Annotated in this window: 16 protein-coding genes; 7 read left to right on the top strand and 9 right to left on the bottom strand. The window is 69.0% G+C overall.

The genetic code is table 11. The features are described 5' to 3' along the window. Positions 1-35: 35 nt before the first annotated feature. Both EER34_RS16085 and EER34_RS16080 read right to left on the bottom strand, forming a co-directional pair. Positions 36-1403 (bottom strand): MBL fold metallo-hydrolase RNA specificity domain-containing protein, encoded by a 1368-nt coding sequence (locus EER34_RS16085; protein ID WP_127476584.1) that lies wholly within the window; start codon positions 1401-1403, stop codon positions 36-38. A gap of 41 nt (positions 1404-1444) precedes the next feature. Next, positions 1445-2197, bottom strand: a complete 753-nt coding sequence (locus EER34_RS16080) for an SDR family NAD(P)-dependent oxidoreductase (protein ID WP_127476582.1) — start codon at positions 2195-2197, stop codon at positions 1445-1447. A gap of 166 nt (positions 2198-2363) precedes the next feature. Between EER34_RS16080 and EER34_RS16075 the strand changes: the two genes are divergently transcribed. After that, on the top strand, positions 2364-3233 hold the full coding sequence (locus EER34_RS16075; protein ID WP_240642477.1) for a universal stress protein: 870 nt from the start codon (positions 2364-2366) through the stop codon (positions 3231-3233). 13 nt (positions 3234-3246) lie between these two features. Here the strand turns inward: EER34_RS16075 and EER34_RS16070 are convergent, their stop codons facing one another. Continuing rightward, positions 3247-3882 carry a response regulator gene (locus tag EER34_RS16070; protein WP_127476579.1) on the bottom strand — a complete coding sequence of 212 codons (636 nt, stop codon included), beginning with the start codon at positions 3880-3882 and terminating at the stop codon, positions 3247-3249. Beyond that, a complete protein-coding gene (locus EER34_RS16065) occupies positions 3879-5600 on the bottom strand; it encodes a sensor histidine kinase (RefSeq protein WP_127476577.1) in 1722 nt (573 codons plus the stop codon). The genes EER34_RS16070 and EER34_RS16065 overlap by 4 nt, the downstream gene beginning before the upstream one ends. 369 nt (positions 5601-5969) lie before the next feature. On the opposite strand from EER34_RS16065, the gene EER34_RS16060 reads away from it, so the two are divergent. Then, positions 5970-6452 carry a pyridoxamine 5'-phosphate oxidase family protein gene (locus EER34_RS16060; RefSeq protein WP_164743593.1) on the top strand — a complete coding sequence of 161 codons (483 nt, stop codon included), beginning with the start codon at positions 5970-5972 and terminating at the stop codon, positions 6450-6452. Between the two features lie 84 nt (positions 6453-6536). Here the strand turns inward: EER34_RS16060 and EER34_RS16055 are convergent, their stop codons facing one another. Continuing rightward, complete coding sequence (locus EER34_RS16055) at positions 6537-6989, bottom strand: pyridoxamine 5'-phosphate oxidase family protein (protein WP_127476574.1); 453 nt, start codon at positions 6987-6989, stop codon at positions 6537-6539. 135 nt (positions 6990-7124) lie between these two features. Then, a complete protein-coding gene (locus EER34_RS16050; protein WP_127476572.1) occupies positions 7125-8804 on the bottom strand; it encodes an ABC1 kinase family protein in 1680 nt (559 codons plus the stop codon). Between the two features lie 88 nt (positions 8805-8892). Between EER34_RS16050 and EER34_RS16045 the strand changes: the two genes are divergently transcribed. From EER34_RS16045 to EER34_RS17870, 3 genes are read left to right on the top strand one after another with little or no spacing between them, the layout of a single operon-like run. After that, a complete protein-coding gene (locus EER34_RS16045; RefSeq protein WP_205791751.1) occupies positions 8893-9300 on the top strand; it encodes a TM2 domain-containing protein in 408 nt (135 codons plus the stop codon). A gap of 60 nt (positions 9301-9360) precedes the next feature. After that, the gene (locus tag EER34_RS16040; protein WP_127476569.1) at positions 9361-10029 is read left to right on the top strand and encodes a BON domain-containing protein; all 669 of its coding nucleotides are present in this window, start codon (positions 9361-9363) and stop codon (positions 10027-10029) included. A gap of 27 nt (positions 10030-10056) precedes the next feature. Then, complete coding sequence (locus EER34_RS17870) at positions 10057-12891, top strand: cation-translocating P-type ATPase (RefSeq protein ID WP_127476567.1); 2835 nt, start codon at positions 10057-10059, stop codon at positions 12889-12891. On the opposite strand, the gene EER34_RS16030 is transcribed toward EER34_RS17870, so the two are convergent. The 3 genes from EER34_RS16030 to EER34_RS16020 all read right to left on the bottom strand — a co-directional run bounded on the left by EER34_RS16030 (position 12868) and on the right by EER34_RS16020 (position 15119). Next, on the bottom strand, positions 12868-13857 hold the full coding sequence (locus EER34_RS16030; RefSeq protein ID WP_127476566.1) for a zinc-dependent alcohol dehydrogenase family protein: 990 nt from the start codon (positions 13855-13857) through the stop codon (positions 12868-12870). The two genes, EER34_RS17870 and EER34_RS16030, sit on opposite strands and share 24 nt — an antisense overlap. A gap of 94 nt (positions 13858-13951) precedes the next feature. Beyond that, positions 13952-14608 (bottom strand): phosphoribosyltransferase, encoded by a 657-nt coding sequence (locus EER34_RS16025; protein WP_127476564.1) that lies wholly within the window; start codon positions 14606-14608, stop codon positions 13952-13954. Between the two features lie 106 nt (positions 14609-14714). After that, complete coding sequence (locus EER34_RS16020; RefSeq protein ID WP_127476562.1) at positions 14715-15119, bottom strand: hypothetical protein; 405 nt, start codon at positions 15117-15119, stop codon at positions 14715-14717. A gap of 410 nt (positions 15120-15529) precedes the next feature. On the opposite strand from EER34_RS16020, the gene EER34_RS16015 reads away from it, so the two are divergent. Continuing rightward, on the top strand, positions 15530-16021 hold the full coding sequence (locus EER34_RS16015) for a universal stress protein (RefSeq protein ID WP_240642451.1): 492 nt from the start codon (positions 15530-15532) through the stop codon (positions 16019-16021). Positions 16022-16096: 75 nt separating this feature from the next. After that, positions 16097-16762, top strand: a complete 666-nt coding sequence (locus tag EER34_RS16010; RefSeq protein WP_127476560.1) for a BON domain-containing protein — start codon at positions 16097-16099, stop codon at positions 16760-16762. Positions 16763-16818 lie beyond the last annotated feature (56 nt).

Below are 16818 nucleotides of genomic sequence, written 5' to 3'. Positions count from 1 at the left end.
ATCGATCCGGCGCCCGACGCGTCGTGGCATCCCGCTCACCCGATGGGCACGGTCTCCAAGTGCTCCGGGACCCGCGCGTTCCAGCCCAGCTCACGGATGATCCGTGCGCGCAGACGGTCGGCCGCCGACGGTTCGCCGTGCGTCACGTAGACCATCTCGGGGGCGGAGGCGGCGGATCGCATCCAGGCGAGCAGCTCGTTCGCATCGGCATGGGCGGACAGCAGGTCGAGGTTGACGACCTCCGCCCGGATGGGGACATCCTTGCCGAAGATGCGAAGGCTGCGTGCGCCGGCGAGCAGCGCCGCCCCCCGTGTGCCGCCGGCCTGGAAACCGGTGAGCACGACGGCGTTGCCGCGATCTGAGCCGTATGCCCGGAGGTGGTGCAGGATGCGCCCGCCGGTGAGCATCCCGCTGGCCGAGATGACGATCATCGGACCGCCACGGAGGTTGAGGAGCTTCGACTCGTCGACGGTTCGGACGACTTTCGCCAGCCGGTACATCCGATCGAGCTCGGCCGCGTCGACCCTGTGCTCTTCGGGATGCCGGCGGTAGAGGTCGGCGACGTTGGCGGCCATCGGGCTGTTGATGAAGATGGGGATGTCCGGGATCTCGCGCCGATCGTGCAGACGGGACAGGTGGAGCAGGATCGTCTCCGTGCGGCCGACAGCGAATGCCGGGATGAGCACGACTCCGCCGCGGGCGGCCACCCGCCGGATCAGGTCCCCCAGCAGCGGCTCCGGATCCTCGGTGCCGTGCTCCCGGTCGCCGTAGGTCGACTCGGTGATGAGCACATCGGCGTCGTGCCGCGGCGCAGGGGGTCTCATGAGCGGATCGGAGGCGCGTCCCAGGTCGCCGGTGAACTGCAGCACGGACCCGCCCCGGACAGTCAGCCGAACGGTGCTCGCTCCGAGGATGTGGCCAGCCGGAGACAGCAGGACATCGACATCGCCCGCGATGTGCCGGGTGTCGTCGAACGGGAGGGAGACGAACCGTTCGAGGGCCCGTTCTGCATCCTGTCCGGTGTAGAGCGGTTCAGGATGAGCATGCTTGGACCAGGTGTGCTTCGCGGCGAACCGGGCTTCCTCTTCGAGCAGGTGGGCACTGTCGGGCAGCATGATCCGGCTGAGCCCGGCCGTTCCCTCGGTGGAGAAGATCCGGCCGTGGAAGCCGTCGCGCACGAGTGCGGGCAGGTACCCGGAATGATCCAGGTGCGCATGCGAGACGACGACCGCATCGATGCTGTCGGGCGGAACGGGGAACGGTGCCCGGTTCCGGTCACGGAGGTGCTTGTAGCCCTGGAAGAGGCCGCAGTCGACCAGCACGCGCGTCGACGGTGTCGTGATGAGGTAGCGCGAACCGGTCACGGTGTCCGCCGCGCCGAGGAACTGCAGGGTGGAACTCATTGCGCACACGCTTTCGTGACGGGGCTGCGGGCCGCGGGACCTCAGATGGATGCCCAGCCGCCGTCGACCGAGAGGATCGCCCCGGAGACGTTCGACGCGTCGTCGCTGAGCAGCCAGGTGATGGCGGCGGCGAGTTCATCCGGCCGCGCCACCGCAGGGAGGTTGGTCTGGAACAGGGGGCCGAGGCGCTCGCCCGCCCATTCGGAGCGGAACGGCGCCTCGATGCTGGTCGCCACCGGACCCGGCGCGACGGCATTGCACCGCACGCCCTTGGGCGTGTAGAAGAACGCCGTGCTCCTGGTGAACCCGTTCACCGCATGCTTGGACGTCGTGTAGGGCGTACCCGCCGCCGAGCCGCGCTGACCGGCCTCGGAACCGACATTGACGATGCTCCCCGCGCCGCGCTCGAGCATCCGCGGCAGAACGGCGCGCGTCAGCCGCATCATCGCCGTGAGATTGACTGCGAGGACGCGGTCCCACGTCTCGTCGGCGATCTCCGCGGTCGGTTCGAATCCGTCCATGATCCCCGCGATGTTCGCGAGTCCGTCGATCCTCATCCCCGCCGACTCCAGGACCATGGCCGCGCACGCGGGGTCGGTGATGTCGGCGACGATCGCGGTGATGTCGCCCTCGACCTCGTCGGTCAACCGGGTGAGTCGTTCGCTCACGGAATCGACGGCGATCACGCGGGCATCCTCGAGAACGAGTCTCTCGACCGTGGCTCGTCCGATCCCCGCTCCCGCGCCGGTGACGATGATGGTGCATCCGGCGAACCGGTGGGCGACATGAGACATGATGTCTCCTCTCTGCTGCGGAGAGTCCACCGCTTTCGCGTTCGTCCCGGCGGGGCTTTGGTCCTGCGGCTCGGCTGTCGCCAGGACCTTCGTCCCGGTGGCCGCCGGCGTGCCTGAGTACTTTCACCTCAGGCGCCCTCTCGGTGCCACGCGAGGAGGTGCTGTGATGGAACGGATCGTGCTCGGCTACGACGGGAGCCCGGCGGCGGTCTCCGCGCTCAGCTGGACCGCGGCCCGTGCCGCCCGCGGAACGACGCGTGTCGATGTCGTCCTCGTGGCGTCGCCCTTCACGAGGGACCGCGCACCGGGACTGGAACGGCTCGGCGAGGCGGAGGCGTTCCTTCGGGACCGGCTCCCCGGCCTCGAAGTCGAACTGCACCGCCTCGACGGGTCGGTGACCGAGTCGATCGCCGAGGCCGCGGAAGATGCCGACATGGTGGTGATCGGCATCCATCCCGGGCATCCGATCCGTGCCGCGGCAGCGGGGTGGACACCCCTGCGCCTCAGCACGCGGGCCAACGCGCCCGTATGCATGGTTCCCGCCGGATGGACGGAGGGGGGCGATCCCGTGACGGTGGGCGTCGCGGACGACAGCTCCTCGAACTCGGCGATCGACTTCGGTGTCGCGGAGGCGACCGCCACGGGGGTGAGTCTGCGTCTCGTCCATTCGTGGCTGATGCCCAGCCCCACGTTCGATTACGGGACTGCGATCACTGTGGACCCGGCTGCGGTGATCGAGGATCATCGACGGACTCTCAGCGCAGCCGTGGAGCGGGTTCTGCGGGACGCTCCCTCAGTGCCCGTCGAGAGCGAGCTGATTCGCGACAGCAGGTCCGCCGCGCTCCTCCGGTTCGCGTCGAGGTCGTCGCTCCTGCTCATCGGGACTCACCGCAGAGGCGTGCTCGCCGGCACCCTGCTCGGGTCGGTTGCGCAAGAGGTGCTCTGGCGGGCCGACTGCCCAGTGTGCGTGGTGCCACCCCAGCGGGGCGAGAAGTCGGTGTCCGAACTGACGAACGCGGCCGAGGAACTGGCGTAGGCGCCGACACGTCCTACTCGGGCGACGGATGCTCGAGCTGGAAGATCGCGGCCTGGGTACGGCGTTCCAGCCCCAGCTTGCTCAGCATCGAGGAGACGTAGTTCTTGACCGTCTTCTCGGCGATGCCGAGGCGCTCGCCGATCTGCCGGTTCGTGAGGCCGTCGGCGATCAGCTTCAGGATCTGGCGCTCGCGGAGTCCGAGCGAGCCCAACCGCGGATCCTCGTCGGCTCGGTCATGCATTCGGGCTTTCGCCTGTCGCACGGCGCTCGGATCCAGCAGGACGCGCCCGGCGGCCACGGCGCGGATCGCGTCCACGAGACGGGATCCGCCGATGTCCTTCAGCACGTACCCCGCCGCACCCGCCAGCACCGATGCGGAGACGGCCGTGTCGTCGTCGTAGGCGGTCAGGATGAGACACGCCACCGACGGCGCCCGTGAGCGGACGTCCCGGCACACGTCGATGCCGCTGCCGTCCGGCAGACGTACGTCGAGCACTGCGACATCGGGCCCCGTCGCCTCGATGCGGCCGAGGGACTGCCGGGCCGTGGAGGCTTCGCCGATGACCTCCATGTCGGGCTGGGCGTCGATCAGGCCCGCCAGGCCACGGCGGACGATCTCGTGGTCGTCGACGAGGAAGACCCTGATCATGCGCTCTCCCGGGGGGTGGTGGATGACCGCGTCGGAGACGTCCAGCGAGCGGTCGTCCCGCTGCCCGAAGTCGCCACGGAGAAGGATCCTCCACGCCGCGCTGCGCGCTCGCGGAGGTTCGCCAGTCCGCTGTGGACGGCGTCCGAAGGTATCCCCGTGCCATCGTCGTCGACGGTCACGGAGACCTCCTCGTCCTGCACCCCGACTTCGATCGAAACGTGATCTGCGCGAGCATGCCGGATCGCGTTGCTCAGCAGTTCGCGTGCGACCGCCACGACGTCGGTGGCGAGCTCATCGCGGACGATGAGGTCGACGGGTCCGTTGAACCGGATCGCCGGTGGCCGCCGGGCCGTGGCGGACAACTCACCGACCACGTCGAGCAGACGATGTCGGACGGAGGTGTCATCACGATGGGAGAGCGCGAAGATCACGGTCCTGATCTGTACGATCGCGTCGTCGAGCTGATCGATCGTCTCGCCCAGGGTCTCGCCATCGGGCCCCGGGCCGATCCGGTCCGCGAGGGCCTGAAGGCCGAGCCCGGCGCCGAAGAGCTGCTGGATGACGTGATCGTGCAGGTCGCGCGCGATCCGACGCCGATCGTCGGCGAGAAGCGCCCGATGCGCCTCTTCCCCGGCGCGCGCGAGTTCGAGAGCGATGCTCGCGCGCGAAGCCAGGTCGACCGCGCCGTCGATCTCGGCCGGCGAGAAGCGCCGATGATCGGGCCCTCGAGTGATGCACAGGACGCCCAGGAACTGCGAGCCGGTGAGCAGCGGCACCGCCATCACCGGGCCGGTGACTCCGTCGTGCGCGATCAGGAGGGGATCGTGCTCGCCTGCCGGCACCCGTGCCTGGGAGTGCGCCCGCCCGTCCTCCAGGACTCGGCCGGCGAACACCGCCGTGGGGTCGAGGAAGGATCCTCGCAGCGCGGCCTCGTCGGCACCGCTCGCGGCCGCGACACGGAACTCCGCGCTCTGCGCATGCGGAACGAGCACGCTGATCAGCTCCGCCTCGGCGACGTCGCGCAGTCTGGTCGCCAGCAGGTCGAGGGCCGTGGTGGTCGGTGTCGAGAGGATCGCCGAGGACAGCTCGGCCGCCTCCGTCATCCACCGCGTGCGGGTCTGCGCCTCCCCGAGGAGCCGCGCGTTCTCGATCGCGAATCCGGCCGTCGCGGCCAGCGCCTCCAGCAGCTGCTCATCCTCGTCGCTGAAGCCGCCGTCGCGGTGATCGGTCAGATAGAGGTTGCCGAACACCGCGCCGCGCACCCGGACGGGCACTCCGAGGAACGAGTGCATCGGAGGATGATTCGCCGGGAACCCCGCCGCCCGCGGGTCGCCGTCCATCTCGGCGAGTCGGATCGGGTGAGGTTCCGTGATCAGCGCGCCCAGAAGACCGCGGCCCTCCGGAAGGTGCCTGATGGCCGCGGCATCCTCATCCGACATGCCCGCGTAGATGAACTGCTCGAGCGCGTCGTGCTCGGGGTTGATCACCCCCATCGCGCCGTACTTCGCATCGACCAACTCGATCGCGGCCTCGACGATGCTGCTGAGCACGAGGGTCAGGTCGCTCTGCTCCACGACAGCCTGGGTGGCGCGCAGCAGAGCCCGCAGGCGCCCCTGCGCCCGCATGACGCGCTCGCTCTGCGTGAGCAGCGATGCGATCGCCTCTTCGAGCTCCGAGCGCGGTCCGTCGGGGAAGGACAGCGAGCCGTGTTCGGCCACGGTTGATCCTCCGTCCACAGCCGGTGGGGCCAATCTAGGTCCGCAAGGGGTCGCTCCGCCAGGGCGGCGCCCGCCGCCGGGACTTTCGACCCTGTCCAGTGGTCCTGCCGAGGGTTCACTGGACGCAGAGCCAGGGAAGGAACACGCGATATGTTCGGCAGCGACTCCACAACGACCGGGCCATCTGCTCCGGAACCATCGGGGAACCAGAGTCAGTCTGGTGACGACTCAGGTCCGGCGGCGCCTTCGGACTCGACAGCCCCCGCTCCTGCACCCGAACCCGTCGATGAGCAGCCGAATCCCTATCGTGTCGACACCCCCCGGACGGCGACCGCCGACGGATCGCGGCACGTCGAGGAACTCGACACCGTGCGCTGCTGGCAGCTGCTGGAGTCCGCGACGCTCGGCAGGCTCGCCATCGAAGGTCGCGACGGCCACCCGGACATGTTCCCCGTGAACTACCTCGTCCACAACGGCAACGTCTTCATCCGGTCGGCTCCGGGCACGAAGCTGAGGAGCATCGCGAAGCATCCCGCCGTCGCCTTCGAGATCGACGGCGAGACGACGAACTATCACTGGAGCGTCGTGATGCACGCCACTGCGCATCGACTCGACGTCGACGCCGACATCGAGGCAAGCGGAGTGCTGGAGCTCATCTCGGCCAGTCCCACCTCCAAGGAGAACTTCATCCGGCTCACGCCCGAGACCGTCACCGGGCGGAGGTTCCCGAAGCGGGAGCGTCCCGGAAGGGCGCGCGGGCCGCTGCCCGAGTCCACGCTCATCGAGGGTCGTCCGGGTCACGATCTCAAGCCCGAGCCGATCCCGCATTTCGCACCGCTGCGCGAAGACTGATCGGACGAGGGCGAGCCCTCCGATCACGCCGGCCGTCGGAACGCGCGGCACGGCGGCGTGCCGGACGCTATCGCCCTCGGGCCGTCAGGTCCAGGCGTCGTTCGCAGACGCCGCATAGCGATCCGGCTCGGGTCCTCGCACGAAGCGTCGACCGGTGACGGATGCCGGGAGGATGCGCACCCAGCGGTACTTCAGCGTCGGGATCCACGGCGCCAGCGGCAGCGCGTCCGCCTCGTCGATCTCGCGCTGAAGCTCGAGTCGCCTGGCGGTGCCCTTGAGCACGACACTGGCGCCGAACGTCTCGTCGTACTCGTCGACCTCGAAGGCGACCCGCGGGTTGACCGACATCTCCGCGAGCTTCGATCCGGGTGCCGTGCGGAACAGGACGGTCGGACCGTCGACCACGAAGTTGACGGGGAAGATGTCCGGCTCGCCGCCGACGGCGACGGCGAGGCGGCCGAGCTCGTTCCGCGCGAGAAGATTCCAGCACGCGTCCTCGTCCATCGCAGAGACCGCTGCTCCGTTCGCTCCGTCCATGAACGTCATCCCATCGTTTGTGTCCGCCGCTTCGCGGCCCGCATGGTTCAGCGAATCGCCCAGCTGGTCGCGCGACCGGGCCGAAGGTCCTGTGAGTGCCTCGCGCCGAGCGCCCCGGGCGGTCGTCCCAGTGGGTCAGCGCAGGCGACGGTGCCTCGCGGTCCACGCGAGGTACGCCCCGAGCGCCCCGATCGCACCGAGCCCGGTGCCGACCATCGTGCCCCGCCATGAGCCCCATCGCCGGTCGGACGACACCATGCCGCCGATGCCGCTGATCAGGGCGGCGCCGATCATGCCGGCGACGAGCCTGTTCCCGATCCGCTCCGCTCGCCCGACCAGCGGTTCGAGTTCGGCCGCGCGCAGATGGATCTGGACGCCGGTCGTGTCCGCGACGTCCACGACGCGGCGGATGATGCTCGGCAGGTCGAGCGCGAGTTCGCCGGCGTCGATCGAGGCCTTCGAGAGGCGCCTCGCGATGGTGGACACCCGTAGCCTCTCCCAGGCGAGGCGTCCCGCATACGGCTCGAGCGCTTCGCCGAGCCGGAAATCGGGGTCGAGCCGCATGGCGAGAGACTCGATGAGCAGCAGGGCCTTGAAGAGCAGCGTCATCTCGCGCGGCAGCCGAACCCGATTGCTGCGGAGGATCCCGAACAGGTCCGTCATCATCCGAGCGAACGGGGTGTGCCGGACCGAGCTGAGCCGGTAGCGCGATACGAACGGCCGCAGCTCGTCGCGCAGCTTCATCCGGTCGACGGAAGCCGACGTCACCGACACGTCGATCAGGGCCGAGGTGAGCAGCTCGGCATCGCCTCGAACCATCGCAACGAACAGACGGCTCAGGTGTTCGCGCAGCTCTTCGCTGATCACGCCGACCATGCCGAAGTCGATGAGCGCGATCGTGCCGTCGTCGTGGATGAACAGGTTCCCGGGGTGCAGGTCGGCGTGGAAGAAGCGATCCTCGAAGATCATCTTCAGCACGATGGCCGCGCCCTTTCGGGCGACGAGTTCGCGGTCGACCTCGGCCTCGTCGAGAGCGTCGCCGTCGGTGACGTTGATTCCCCGCATCCGCTCGAGAGTCAGAACCCGCGACGTCGTGGTCTCCCAGTACACACGGGGGACGACCACGGACACGTCGTCTTCGAAGTTCATCGCGAACCGCTCGGCGTTGCGGCCCTCCTCCAGGTAGTCGAGTTCCGCCCGGAGGGTCCCCGCGAACTCGTCGACGATGCCGACGGCGTCGAAGTCCCTCGCGAACTCCCACGTCCTCGCTGCGCGGCTCGCGAGGTTCTGCAGAATCTCCAGGTCGGTCCGCACCAGCGCAACCGCATCGGGCTTGCGGACCTTCACCACGACGGGCGTCCCGTCCTCCAGGGTCGCCGCGTGCGCCTGGCCGATCGACGCCGATGCCAGCGGCCGATCATCGAAGGTCGCGAAGATCGCCTCCGGCGCCGCTCCGAGCTCGCGGCGGATCTGGTCGCGAATCACCGCGATGGGCACCGGCGGCGCGGAGTCCTGGAGCTTCGCCAGTTCCGTGACGAAGGCGGGCGGAAGCAGGTCCGACCGTGTGGACAGGAGCTGTCCGAGCTTGATGAAGGTCGGGCCGAGCTCCTCGAGCGCCGCCCGCAGATGCATCGGCGACTGGGCAGTCGCATTCTGCGCCGCGTCGGCGGCACCACCTCGTCGACCTGCGCCGCCCCGATCGAGCCCGAGGAAGCCGAGCAGGAATCCGAAGCCATGACGACGCAGCACCGAACCGATCTTGCGGTAGCGACCAGCGTGCGTCTGCTCAGGCGGGTCCTGCTCGTCCCCGTTCATGGACCCGACCCTACGCGCTGCGCGCGGGACCTTCGACCCGGCAACGCCCTGCCGCGCGTCGCAGAGTGGAGGGGATCAAGGAGGCAGCATGTCCACCAACTCACCCGCGGCGCCGGCGTACGGAGCCCCGGTCACCCCCCAGCCCACCGCGCTGTCCGAGCGATCGTTCATCGCCACATGGATGTTCGCGTGGCTGCTGGGCTTCCTCGGCGTCGACCGCTTCTACCTCGGGAAGATCGGCACCGGCATCCTGAAGCTCCTGACCGTCGGCGGTTTCGGCATCTGGTGGCTCATCGACCTGATCCTGACGCTCGCCGGGGTGCAGCGCGACGCGGAGGGCCGTCTGCTCGCCGACTTCGAGCAGCACAAGACGATCGCCTGGATCATCACGGCGGCCGGCTTCGGACTCTGGATCCTCACCGCGGCGATCTCGCGGGTGTTCATGTTCGTGCCCGAGCAGGTCTGGCCCATGATGCCGTGGTGGCAGGGCCAGTAGCTGCCACCGGCCCGCAGCCATGCGGGCACCTTCGCGCATGCTCGATGAAAGGAATCAACCATGGGCACTGCAGCCACCCACAGCGATCTGGACGTGCAGACCGCAGTCCAGGACGAACTCCAATGGACGCCCGATGTGGATGCCGCCGGGATCGGAGTCGCCGTCGAGGACGGCACCGTAGCGCTCTCGGGCGAGGTGGACACCTACTCGGAACGCCTCGCCGCCAAGCACGCGGCGCTCCGCGTCCAGGGCGTCACCGCAGTCGTCGACGGCCTCACCGTCCATCCGAAGGCGACTCTGCCCGTGTCCGAGACGGACATCGCAAGGGAAGTCGACCGTGCACTTCGGGGCGCGAGCAACGTCCCCGACTCTGTCAAGGCGGAGATCGAAGGACACCGTGTCACCCTCCGCGGAGAAGTGGAGTGGGACTATCAGCGCCGGGCGGCGCGACGGGTCGTTCAGTACTTGAAGGGCGTGTACACGGTGAACAACATGATCACCATCACTGCCCGCCCTTCCGCGGCAGATGCCGGTGAGCGCATCAGAAAGGCGCTCGTCCGCAACGCCCAGTTGGACGCGAACACCATAGACGTGAGCGTGTCCGGCACCACGGTCACTCTCACCGGCCACGTGCGGTCGTGGGCGGAGAAGCGACAGGCGGGCATGGCTGCGTGGGCATCGCCGCACGTCACGGATGTCGACAATCACATCGTCGTCGGGGCGTCGTGACACGCGGACGGTGACCGGGGAGCCCGGATGCTGACATGGTCAGGTGAGTCGGGCGATCCTCATGCGGCCGACGTCGCCGCGGTGGCCGACGCCCTGGGGGTGGATGTCGAGAGAGGACTGGATGCCTCCGAAGCCGTTGCCCGGCTCGCGGCATCCGGCCCGAACGAGCTGATCGTCGACGCCCCCGACCCGCTGCGCCGCCGGCTGCTGAGGCAGTTCGCCGACCCTCTGATCCTGTTTCTCCTCGTCGCTGTCGCCATCGCCCTGCTGGCCTGGTGGGCCGAGGGTGCGTCGTCCGTCCCGGTGGACGCGATCGTCATCGCGGCGATCATCGTTGTGAACGCGGCACTGGGGCTCGTTCAGGAGGTGAGGGCGGATCACGCCCTCAAGGCGCTCGCCGATCTGAGCCAGCCGATGTCGACGGTGCTGCGTGAGGGTGCGCTGGTGAGGGTGCGCAGCGCCGCGCTCGTGGCCGGCGATGTCGTCGTTCTCGCCGAAGGCGACCGCGTCGGCGCCGACGGGAGATTGTTCCAGGCGCACTCTCTCCAAGCATCCGAGGCCTCCCTCACCGGTGAGAGTGCACCGGTCCGCAAGCAGACCGCAGCGCTGCCGCAGGCGACGTCGCTGGGAGACCGCAGCAACATGGTGTTCGCAGGCACGGCGATCGGCCGCGGAACCGGTCGCGCGGTGGTGACCGAGACCGGCATGCGGACCGAGCTCGGCGGGGTCGCAGACCTGCTGTCGCGCACGGAGGAGGCGCCGACCCCCCTGCAGCGCGAGGTCAGCCGGCTCGGGCGCGCACTCGGAATCATCGTGATCGGCATCGCCCTCGTCGTGATCATCACCCTGACACTCGTGCAGGATGCCAGGACGCCGGCGGACCTGGTCGCGATCCTGCTGCTCGGTGTCTCGCTCGCTGTCGCCGCAGTGCCAGAGGGACTCCCGGCGCTGCTTTCGGTGGTGCTCGCCGTCGGGGCGCAGCGGATGGCGAAGCGCAATGCGATCGTCAGAAGCCTTCCCAGCGTCGAGACCCTGGGGTCGGCGTCCGTGATCTGCACCGACAAGACAGGCACTCTCACGACCGGTGAGATGACGATCACCCGAGTCTTGACGTCGTCGGGAACCGCCGACCTGATCGGTGGGGGGCGCGAAGATCCGAGCGGCGAGCTTCTCGTCGACGGGCGCCCGGCTGCGCCCGGACCGCTCCTGGAGGATGCTCGGCGTGCCATCCGGATCGGCGCCCTTGCGAACGACGCGCAGTTCGTCGACGGCGACGATGGACGGCACGCGGAGGGAGATTCGACCGATGTCGCCTTTCTCGTCGCCGCCCACATGCTCGCGCGACCGGCCGAGGAAGTCAGCGCTTTCGAGCGAATCGCGTCGGCGCCCTTCACATCGGAGCGCAAGCGGATGTCGACCGTGCATCGAGACCGCGCGGGCGCTGCCTTCGTGTTCTGCAAGGGAGCGCCCGACGTCTTGATCGCCCTCTGCACCCGCATCCGACGAGGAGCCGACGAGCTGGCACTCACGGACACGCTTCGGGCTCGCCTCATCGGCGAGGTCGAGGCCCTGTCCGCAGAAGGATTCCGCACTCTGGCGCTTGCGTACCGCGAGTTGTCCGACAGTGCTCCGGCCCCGGCGACCCAGGGCTCGTCCGCATCCTACGAGGAGGACCTCGTCCTCGTAGGAGTCGTCGGCATCACAGACCCGCCGCGACCCGAGGTCGGCGAGGCCATCCGGGAGGCGCACGACGCCGGGCTGCGCGTCGTGATGATCACCGGCGACCACCCGATGACGGCCGTACGAGTGGCCGCCGATCTGGGGATCGCGCCGTCGGGGGCGGAGGCCGTGGCCGGAATGCAGCTCGCTGCGCTCGACGAGGCCCAACTGCGACACGTCTCCGCAACCGCACGCGTGTACGCCCGCGTGGCTCCGGGCGACAAGCTGCGAATCGTCCGCGCCCTGCAGTCGGAGGGCGAGATCGTGGCGATGACGGGGGATGGAGTGAACGACGCCCCCGCGCTGAAGGCCGCAGACATCGGGATAGCCATGGGCAGGACCGGCACCGAGGTGACCAAGGACGCGGCGAAGCTGATCCTCGCGGACGACAACTTCGCCACCATCGTCGCCGCGGTGCGCGAGGGACGCGTCATCTTCGACAACATCCGCAAGTTCCTCCGCTACCTGCTCTCATCCAACATGGGCGAGGTGCTCACGATCTTCTTCGGGGTCGTCTTCGCCGGTGTGCTCGGGATCACGCAGGCGAGCTCGGAAAGCCTCGTTCTCCCGCTTCTGGCGACGCAGGTCCTGTGGATCAACCTGGTGACGGACTCCGGACCCGCACTCGCGATGGGGATGGACCCCGACGTCGACGACGTGATGCACCGGGTCCCGCGGGGGCGCTCCGAGCACGCGATCGACGGCGCGATGTGGGCGGCCATCGTCTCGACGGGCATGACGATGTCGGTGACCGCACTGCTGACGATGGACCTGTTCCTCCCCGGCGGCCTGCTCCCCGGCGGCAGCGACACCCTTGCGGTCGCCCGCACGGCCGGCTTCACCACGCTCGTGTTCGCTGCGCTCCTCACCGCGTTCAATTCACGCTCCGCGACCTCGAGCGTGTTGTCGGGGCTGTTCGCGAACCGGTGGCTGTGGGGCTCTGTGCTGCTCGGTGTCGGCCTCCAGATCGCGGTCGTCTACGTGCCCGTGCTGCAGGTCGCCTTCGGCACCGCCCCGTTGCAGGCGGCCCACTGGGCGGCCTGCGTCGGCATGGCATCGTTCGTGGTCTGGGTCGAGGAATCGCGCAAAGCGATCATGCGGAGAGCGGCGGTGCGCGTCTCAACCGATCTCGAGGACGAGTGAACCGGAGGCGTGGCCCGAGCGCAGTGCTGCGACTGCGGCGGCTGCTTCGACGAACGGGAATCGCGTGATCGTGGGGGAGAGGTCGAGCGTTGCTGCGAGCCGGAGGAACGCCGCTCCGTCTGCGCGGGTGTTGGCGGTGACGGTGCGAAGATCGCGCTCGTTGAACAGGTTCGGTCGGTACTCCATTGCAGGGATATCGCTCATGTCGATTCCGGCGAGGACCACGGTGCCGCCTCTGTCTGTGGCCTGTAGCGCCAGCGGGACGAGTTCGCCGGCCGGCGCGAAGATGATCGCGCTGTCCAGCGCAACGGGGGGCCGAGCGGTCGCGCCTCCGACGAAGACGGCGCCCATGGCACTCGCGAGGGCCCGGTTCGTTGCACCGCGCGTCATCGCGTACACCTCCGCTCCCGCGGCCATGGCGAGCTTGGCCGTGATGTGCGCGCTCGATCCGAACCCGTAGATCCCGAGTCGTCCTCCTGGCGGCAGATTGGCGCGGACAAGGGCGCGGTAGCCGATGATGCCCGCGCACAGCAGCGGCGCGATCTCGGCCGGCGCCGTATTGGAGGGAAGCGCATACGCGAACGGCTCGGGAACGGTCGCGTACTCGGCGAATCCGCCGTCGGCGTCCCACCCGGTGTACTGAGACGACGGGCAGAGGTTCTCCTTCCCCTGCCTGCACCACAGGCACGACCCGCACGTGCGCCTCAGCCAGGCGATCCCCACTCGGTCGCCTGGTCGCAGGTGGAGGACACCGGGGCCGGTCGAGGAGATCGTCCCGACGACCTGATGCCCGGGGACCACCGCGGGCCGATGCGGAGGGAGTTCGTGGTCGATGACGTGCAGGTCGGTCCGGCACACTCCGCACGCCTCGACGCGCACGAGCACCTCGTCGGCGGAGGGCGTCGGGATCGGCCGATCGGTCTCCCGGAACGCTCCCGCGACGTCACCGGTGATCCAGGCCTTCATGCGACGGTCCTGGTCCGATCCATGATCGCTGTCCCGGCCGGGCGGGCGATGCTGCGGATCTCCGACGCGGACACCCAGCTCTCCAGATTCGTCATCACCGTGCTCCTGCCACACGACGCCGAGCGGCTTCGAGCAGATCGACCACCTCGGCCTCGGAGGTCGGGCCGAAGTCCTGATAGTGCGCGCCGACGCCCTGGAAGGCCGGCGGTTGGACGAGGCAGATCACCTCATCGGCTCCCTGAACACGCCGGCCCGCGTCCTGTCCGCCCACCGGCGCGGCGACGATGACGCGATGCGCGCCGAGAGCGCGGGCCACCTGGCAGGCGACCGAGGCCGTCGCGCCCGTGGCGATTCCGTCGTCGACGACGACTGCGGTGCGCCCGGTGAGGTCCACTCGGTCGCGGACGGCGCGCAGAAGCGCGATCCTCGCCTCGAGCGTGTCGCGCTCCTTCTGCTCGACGGCGTGGACCTGGGCAGAGGTGATGCCGAGTCGGGAGATGAGGTCGAGATCGAGCAGGCGGGTGCCGTCCTCGCCGATCGCGCCCATGGCCACCTCCTGCTGAAAGGGCACTCCGAGCTTTCGCACGACGATCACGTCCAGAGGCGCACCCAGTGCGGCAGCGACCTCGGCCGCGACCGGCACACCGCCGCGGGGGAGGCCGAGCACGACCACGTCCTCGGCTCGAAGGTCCGCGAGCCGGGCAGCCAGCCGCCGGCCGGCCTCGCTCCTGTCCCGAAAGATCTCATTCACGTTCGGCCCCCGGTCGTCTGCGCGGACCAGGCGCTCATGGCGATCGGCTCATAGTTGCCGTGGATCTTCCCCGGTGCGGGCGGCGACGGGGCGCCTGGGTTCGAACTCATGAGGCGACGTCCGGCGAGGCGCTGAGCGGCTCACGCAGCGAGCGGAACAGCCGCACGATGTAGACGAGTGCGCCGGCCAGGACCACGAGCACGCCGATGCGCCACAGCCAGACAAGGCCGACGACCGGAAGGATCGGATTGGTCGCAGTCCCGGTACCCGTCGCCTCCTCGAGCGTGATCATCGCCAGTGCGAGCGTCAGCCCGCCGAGAGCCACTGTCGCGATCAACGAGATCCACAGCAGCCGGGGCACGGGAACACGAGCGACGGCCCAGACGGCCACGCCCAGTCCGACAGCGACGAGTAGTGAGAGACCGCCCTCGAGCGGATCGATCAGGCCGAACAGCAGGAACGGCAACGTGAGGAATGCCACCACAATCGCGATGACGCGTCGAGTTCGCATGGCCAGGTCCTCTCGGGTGGATGGTCCCAGCATCCGTCACGACCGCGAGGGCATGCGGGACCAATGGCCCCCGGGCGTTCGCCCCCCGTGCCGGGATCCCTGTGCGATCGAGCGAGAACTGCTCAGGGAAATGACCTGTGCGGCATCAGCCCGGATGCCGCACAGGTCGTCGAGGTGCGCTTGGCGCTGCGTGAGATGTCCCCACCCCTCGACGCCCTCGAGGAGAAGCGGGAAGGCTTGGCGTCGTTCCGTGCCTCGACCCGCTCCACGCTGTTCAATTCAGGATCGTCTCGGTGTTTCCGAGGCTCCAGTCAACGTCGCATGCCCTGGGTCGAGCAGGGACGAAGGTCCCGCGACCGCGCGGGACCTTCGGCCCACTGACGGAGCCCGCGGGAGGCGATGATCGCCCCATGTCCGAACCGCCGAACGATGATGAGTACCAGCCGGAGTCGATTCCTTCGATGCCGTGGTCGGAGCCGGGGATCCTCGTCGGCGTCGACGGGTCCGAGGCGTCGCGGTCTGCGCTGGACTACGCCGCGCAGATCGCGCCCAAGCTGGGGCTTCCGCTTCATGTCCTCGTGGTGTGGGACTACCCGACCCTGATGTGGGGTGACGCCTACAGCTACTCCGTGGGCACATTCGAGGCTCTGAAGGCAGACGCCGAGCAGATCGCGGCAGACGAGGTGGCGCGCGTCTTCCCCGAGGAGCCGCCGGAGTGGATCACGTCGTCGGCCAGACAGGGCAGTGCAGCCCGCACGCTGATCGAGGCATCCCGAGGGGCATCGATGCTCGTGGTCGGCAGTCGCGGTCATGGCGGGTTCGCGGGGCTCCTCCTCGGCTCCGTCAGCAGCGCATGCGCCTCCCACGCTCACTGTCCGATCCTCGTCGTTCGCGAGAAGTGACCGGCGCGAGCGCGCACAGGGGCAGCCGCTCGAATCGATGCCGCGTCGTTCGCCGCCGCAGGAGAGGAAGCGCTGATGAGTACGGCAGCAGGACGGGACCGAGATGTGCAGTCCGCGGTGTACGCGGAACTGGACTGGACCCCTGATATTCAGGCAGCGGGAATCGGCGTGGGGGTCGTCGACGACGTCGTGACCCTCTCGGGTGAAGTCGATCGCTACGCGGAGCGCGTCGCCGCCAAGCGCGCGGCGCTCCGCGTGAAGGGAGTGCGTGCGGTGATCGATCACCTCACCGTTCACCCCAGGGGAGGATGGCCGGTCGGCGAAGCCGAGATCGCGAAGGCGGTGGACCGGGCGCTGAACATCTCCGCCAAGGTTCCGGAGACGGTGAAGGCGGAGGTGAACGGGCATACGGTGACCCTGACCGGCGAAGCCGAGTGGAACTACCAGCGGACCGCGGCGAAGCACGCTGTCAGAGACCTGCCCGGAGTCAGCGACATCAACAACATGATCACGCTCACCCCTCGCCCGACGGCGGCCGACACGGCGGACCGGATCCGACGCGCCCTCACCCGCAACGCCCTCCTGGACGCGAGGTCCATCGCGGTGACAGCCGCGGGCGACACAGTGACCCTCATGGGCACGGTGCAATCGTGGGCGGAGAAGCGGCAGGCTGAGCAAGCTGCATGGGCTTCGCCCCATGTCGCTCACGTCGACAATCAGATCGTCGTCAGCGGGCTGTGACGAGCGCGTACGACGTCGACCGTCCATTCCGCCGGACCGGTGCCGCGGCCCGGCGG

Source organism: Microbacterium sulfonylureivorans, assembly GCF_003999995.1.
Taxonomy (GTDB): Bacteria; Actinomycetota; Actinomycetes; order Actinomycetales; family Microbacteriaceae; genus Microbacterium; species Microbacterium sulfonylureivorans.
The sequence above is the reverse complement of the archived record's forward strand: the minus strand, read 5'-3'. Positions and strand labels throughout refer to the sequence as shown.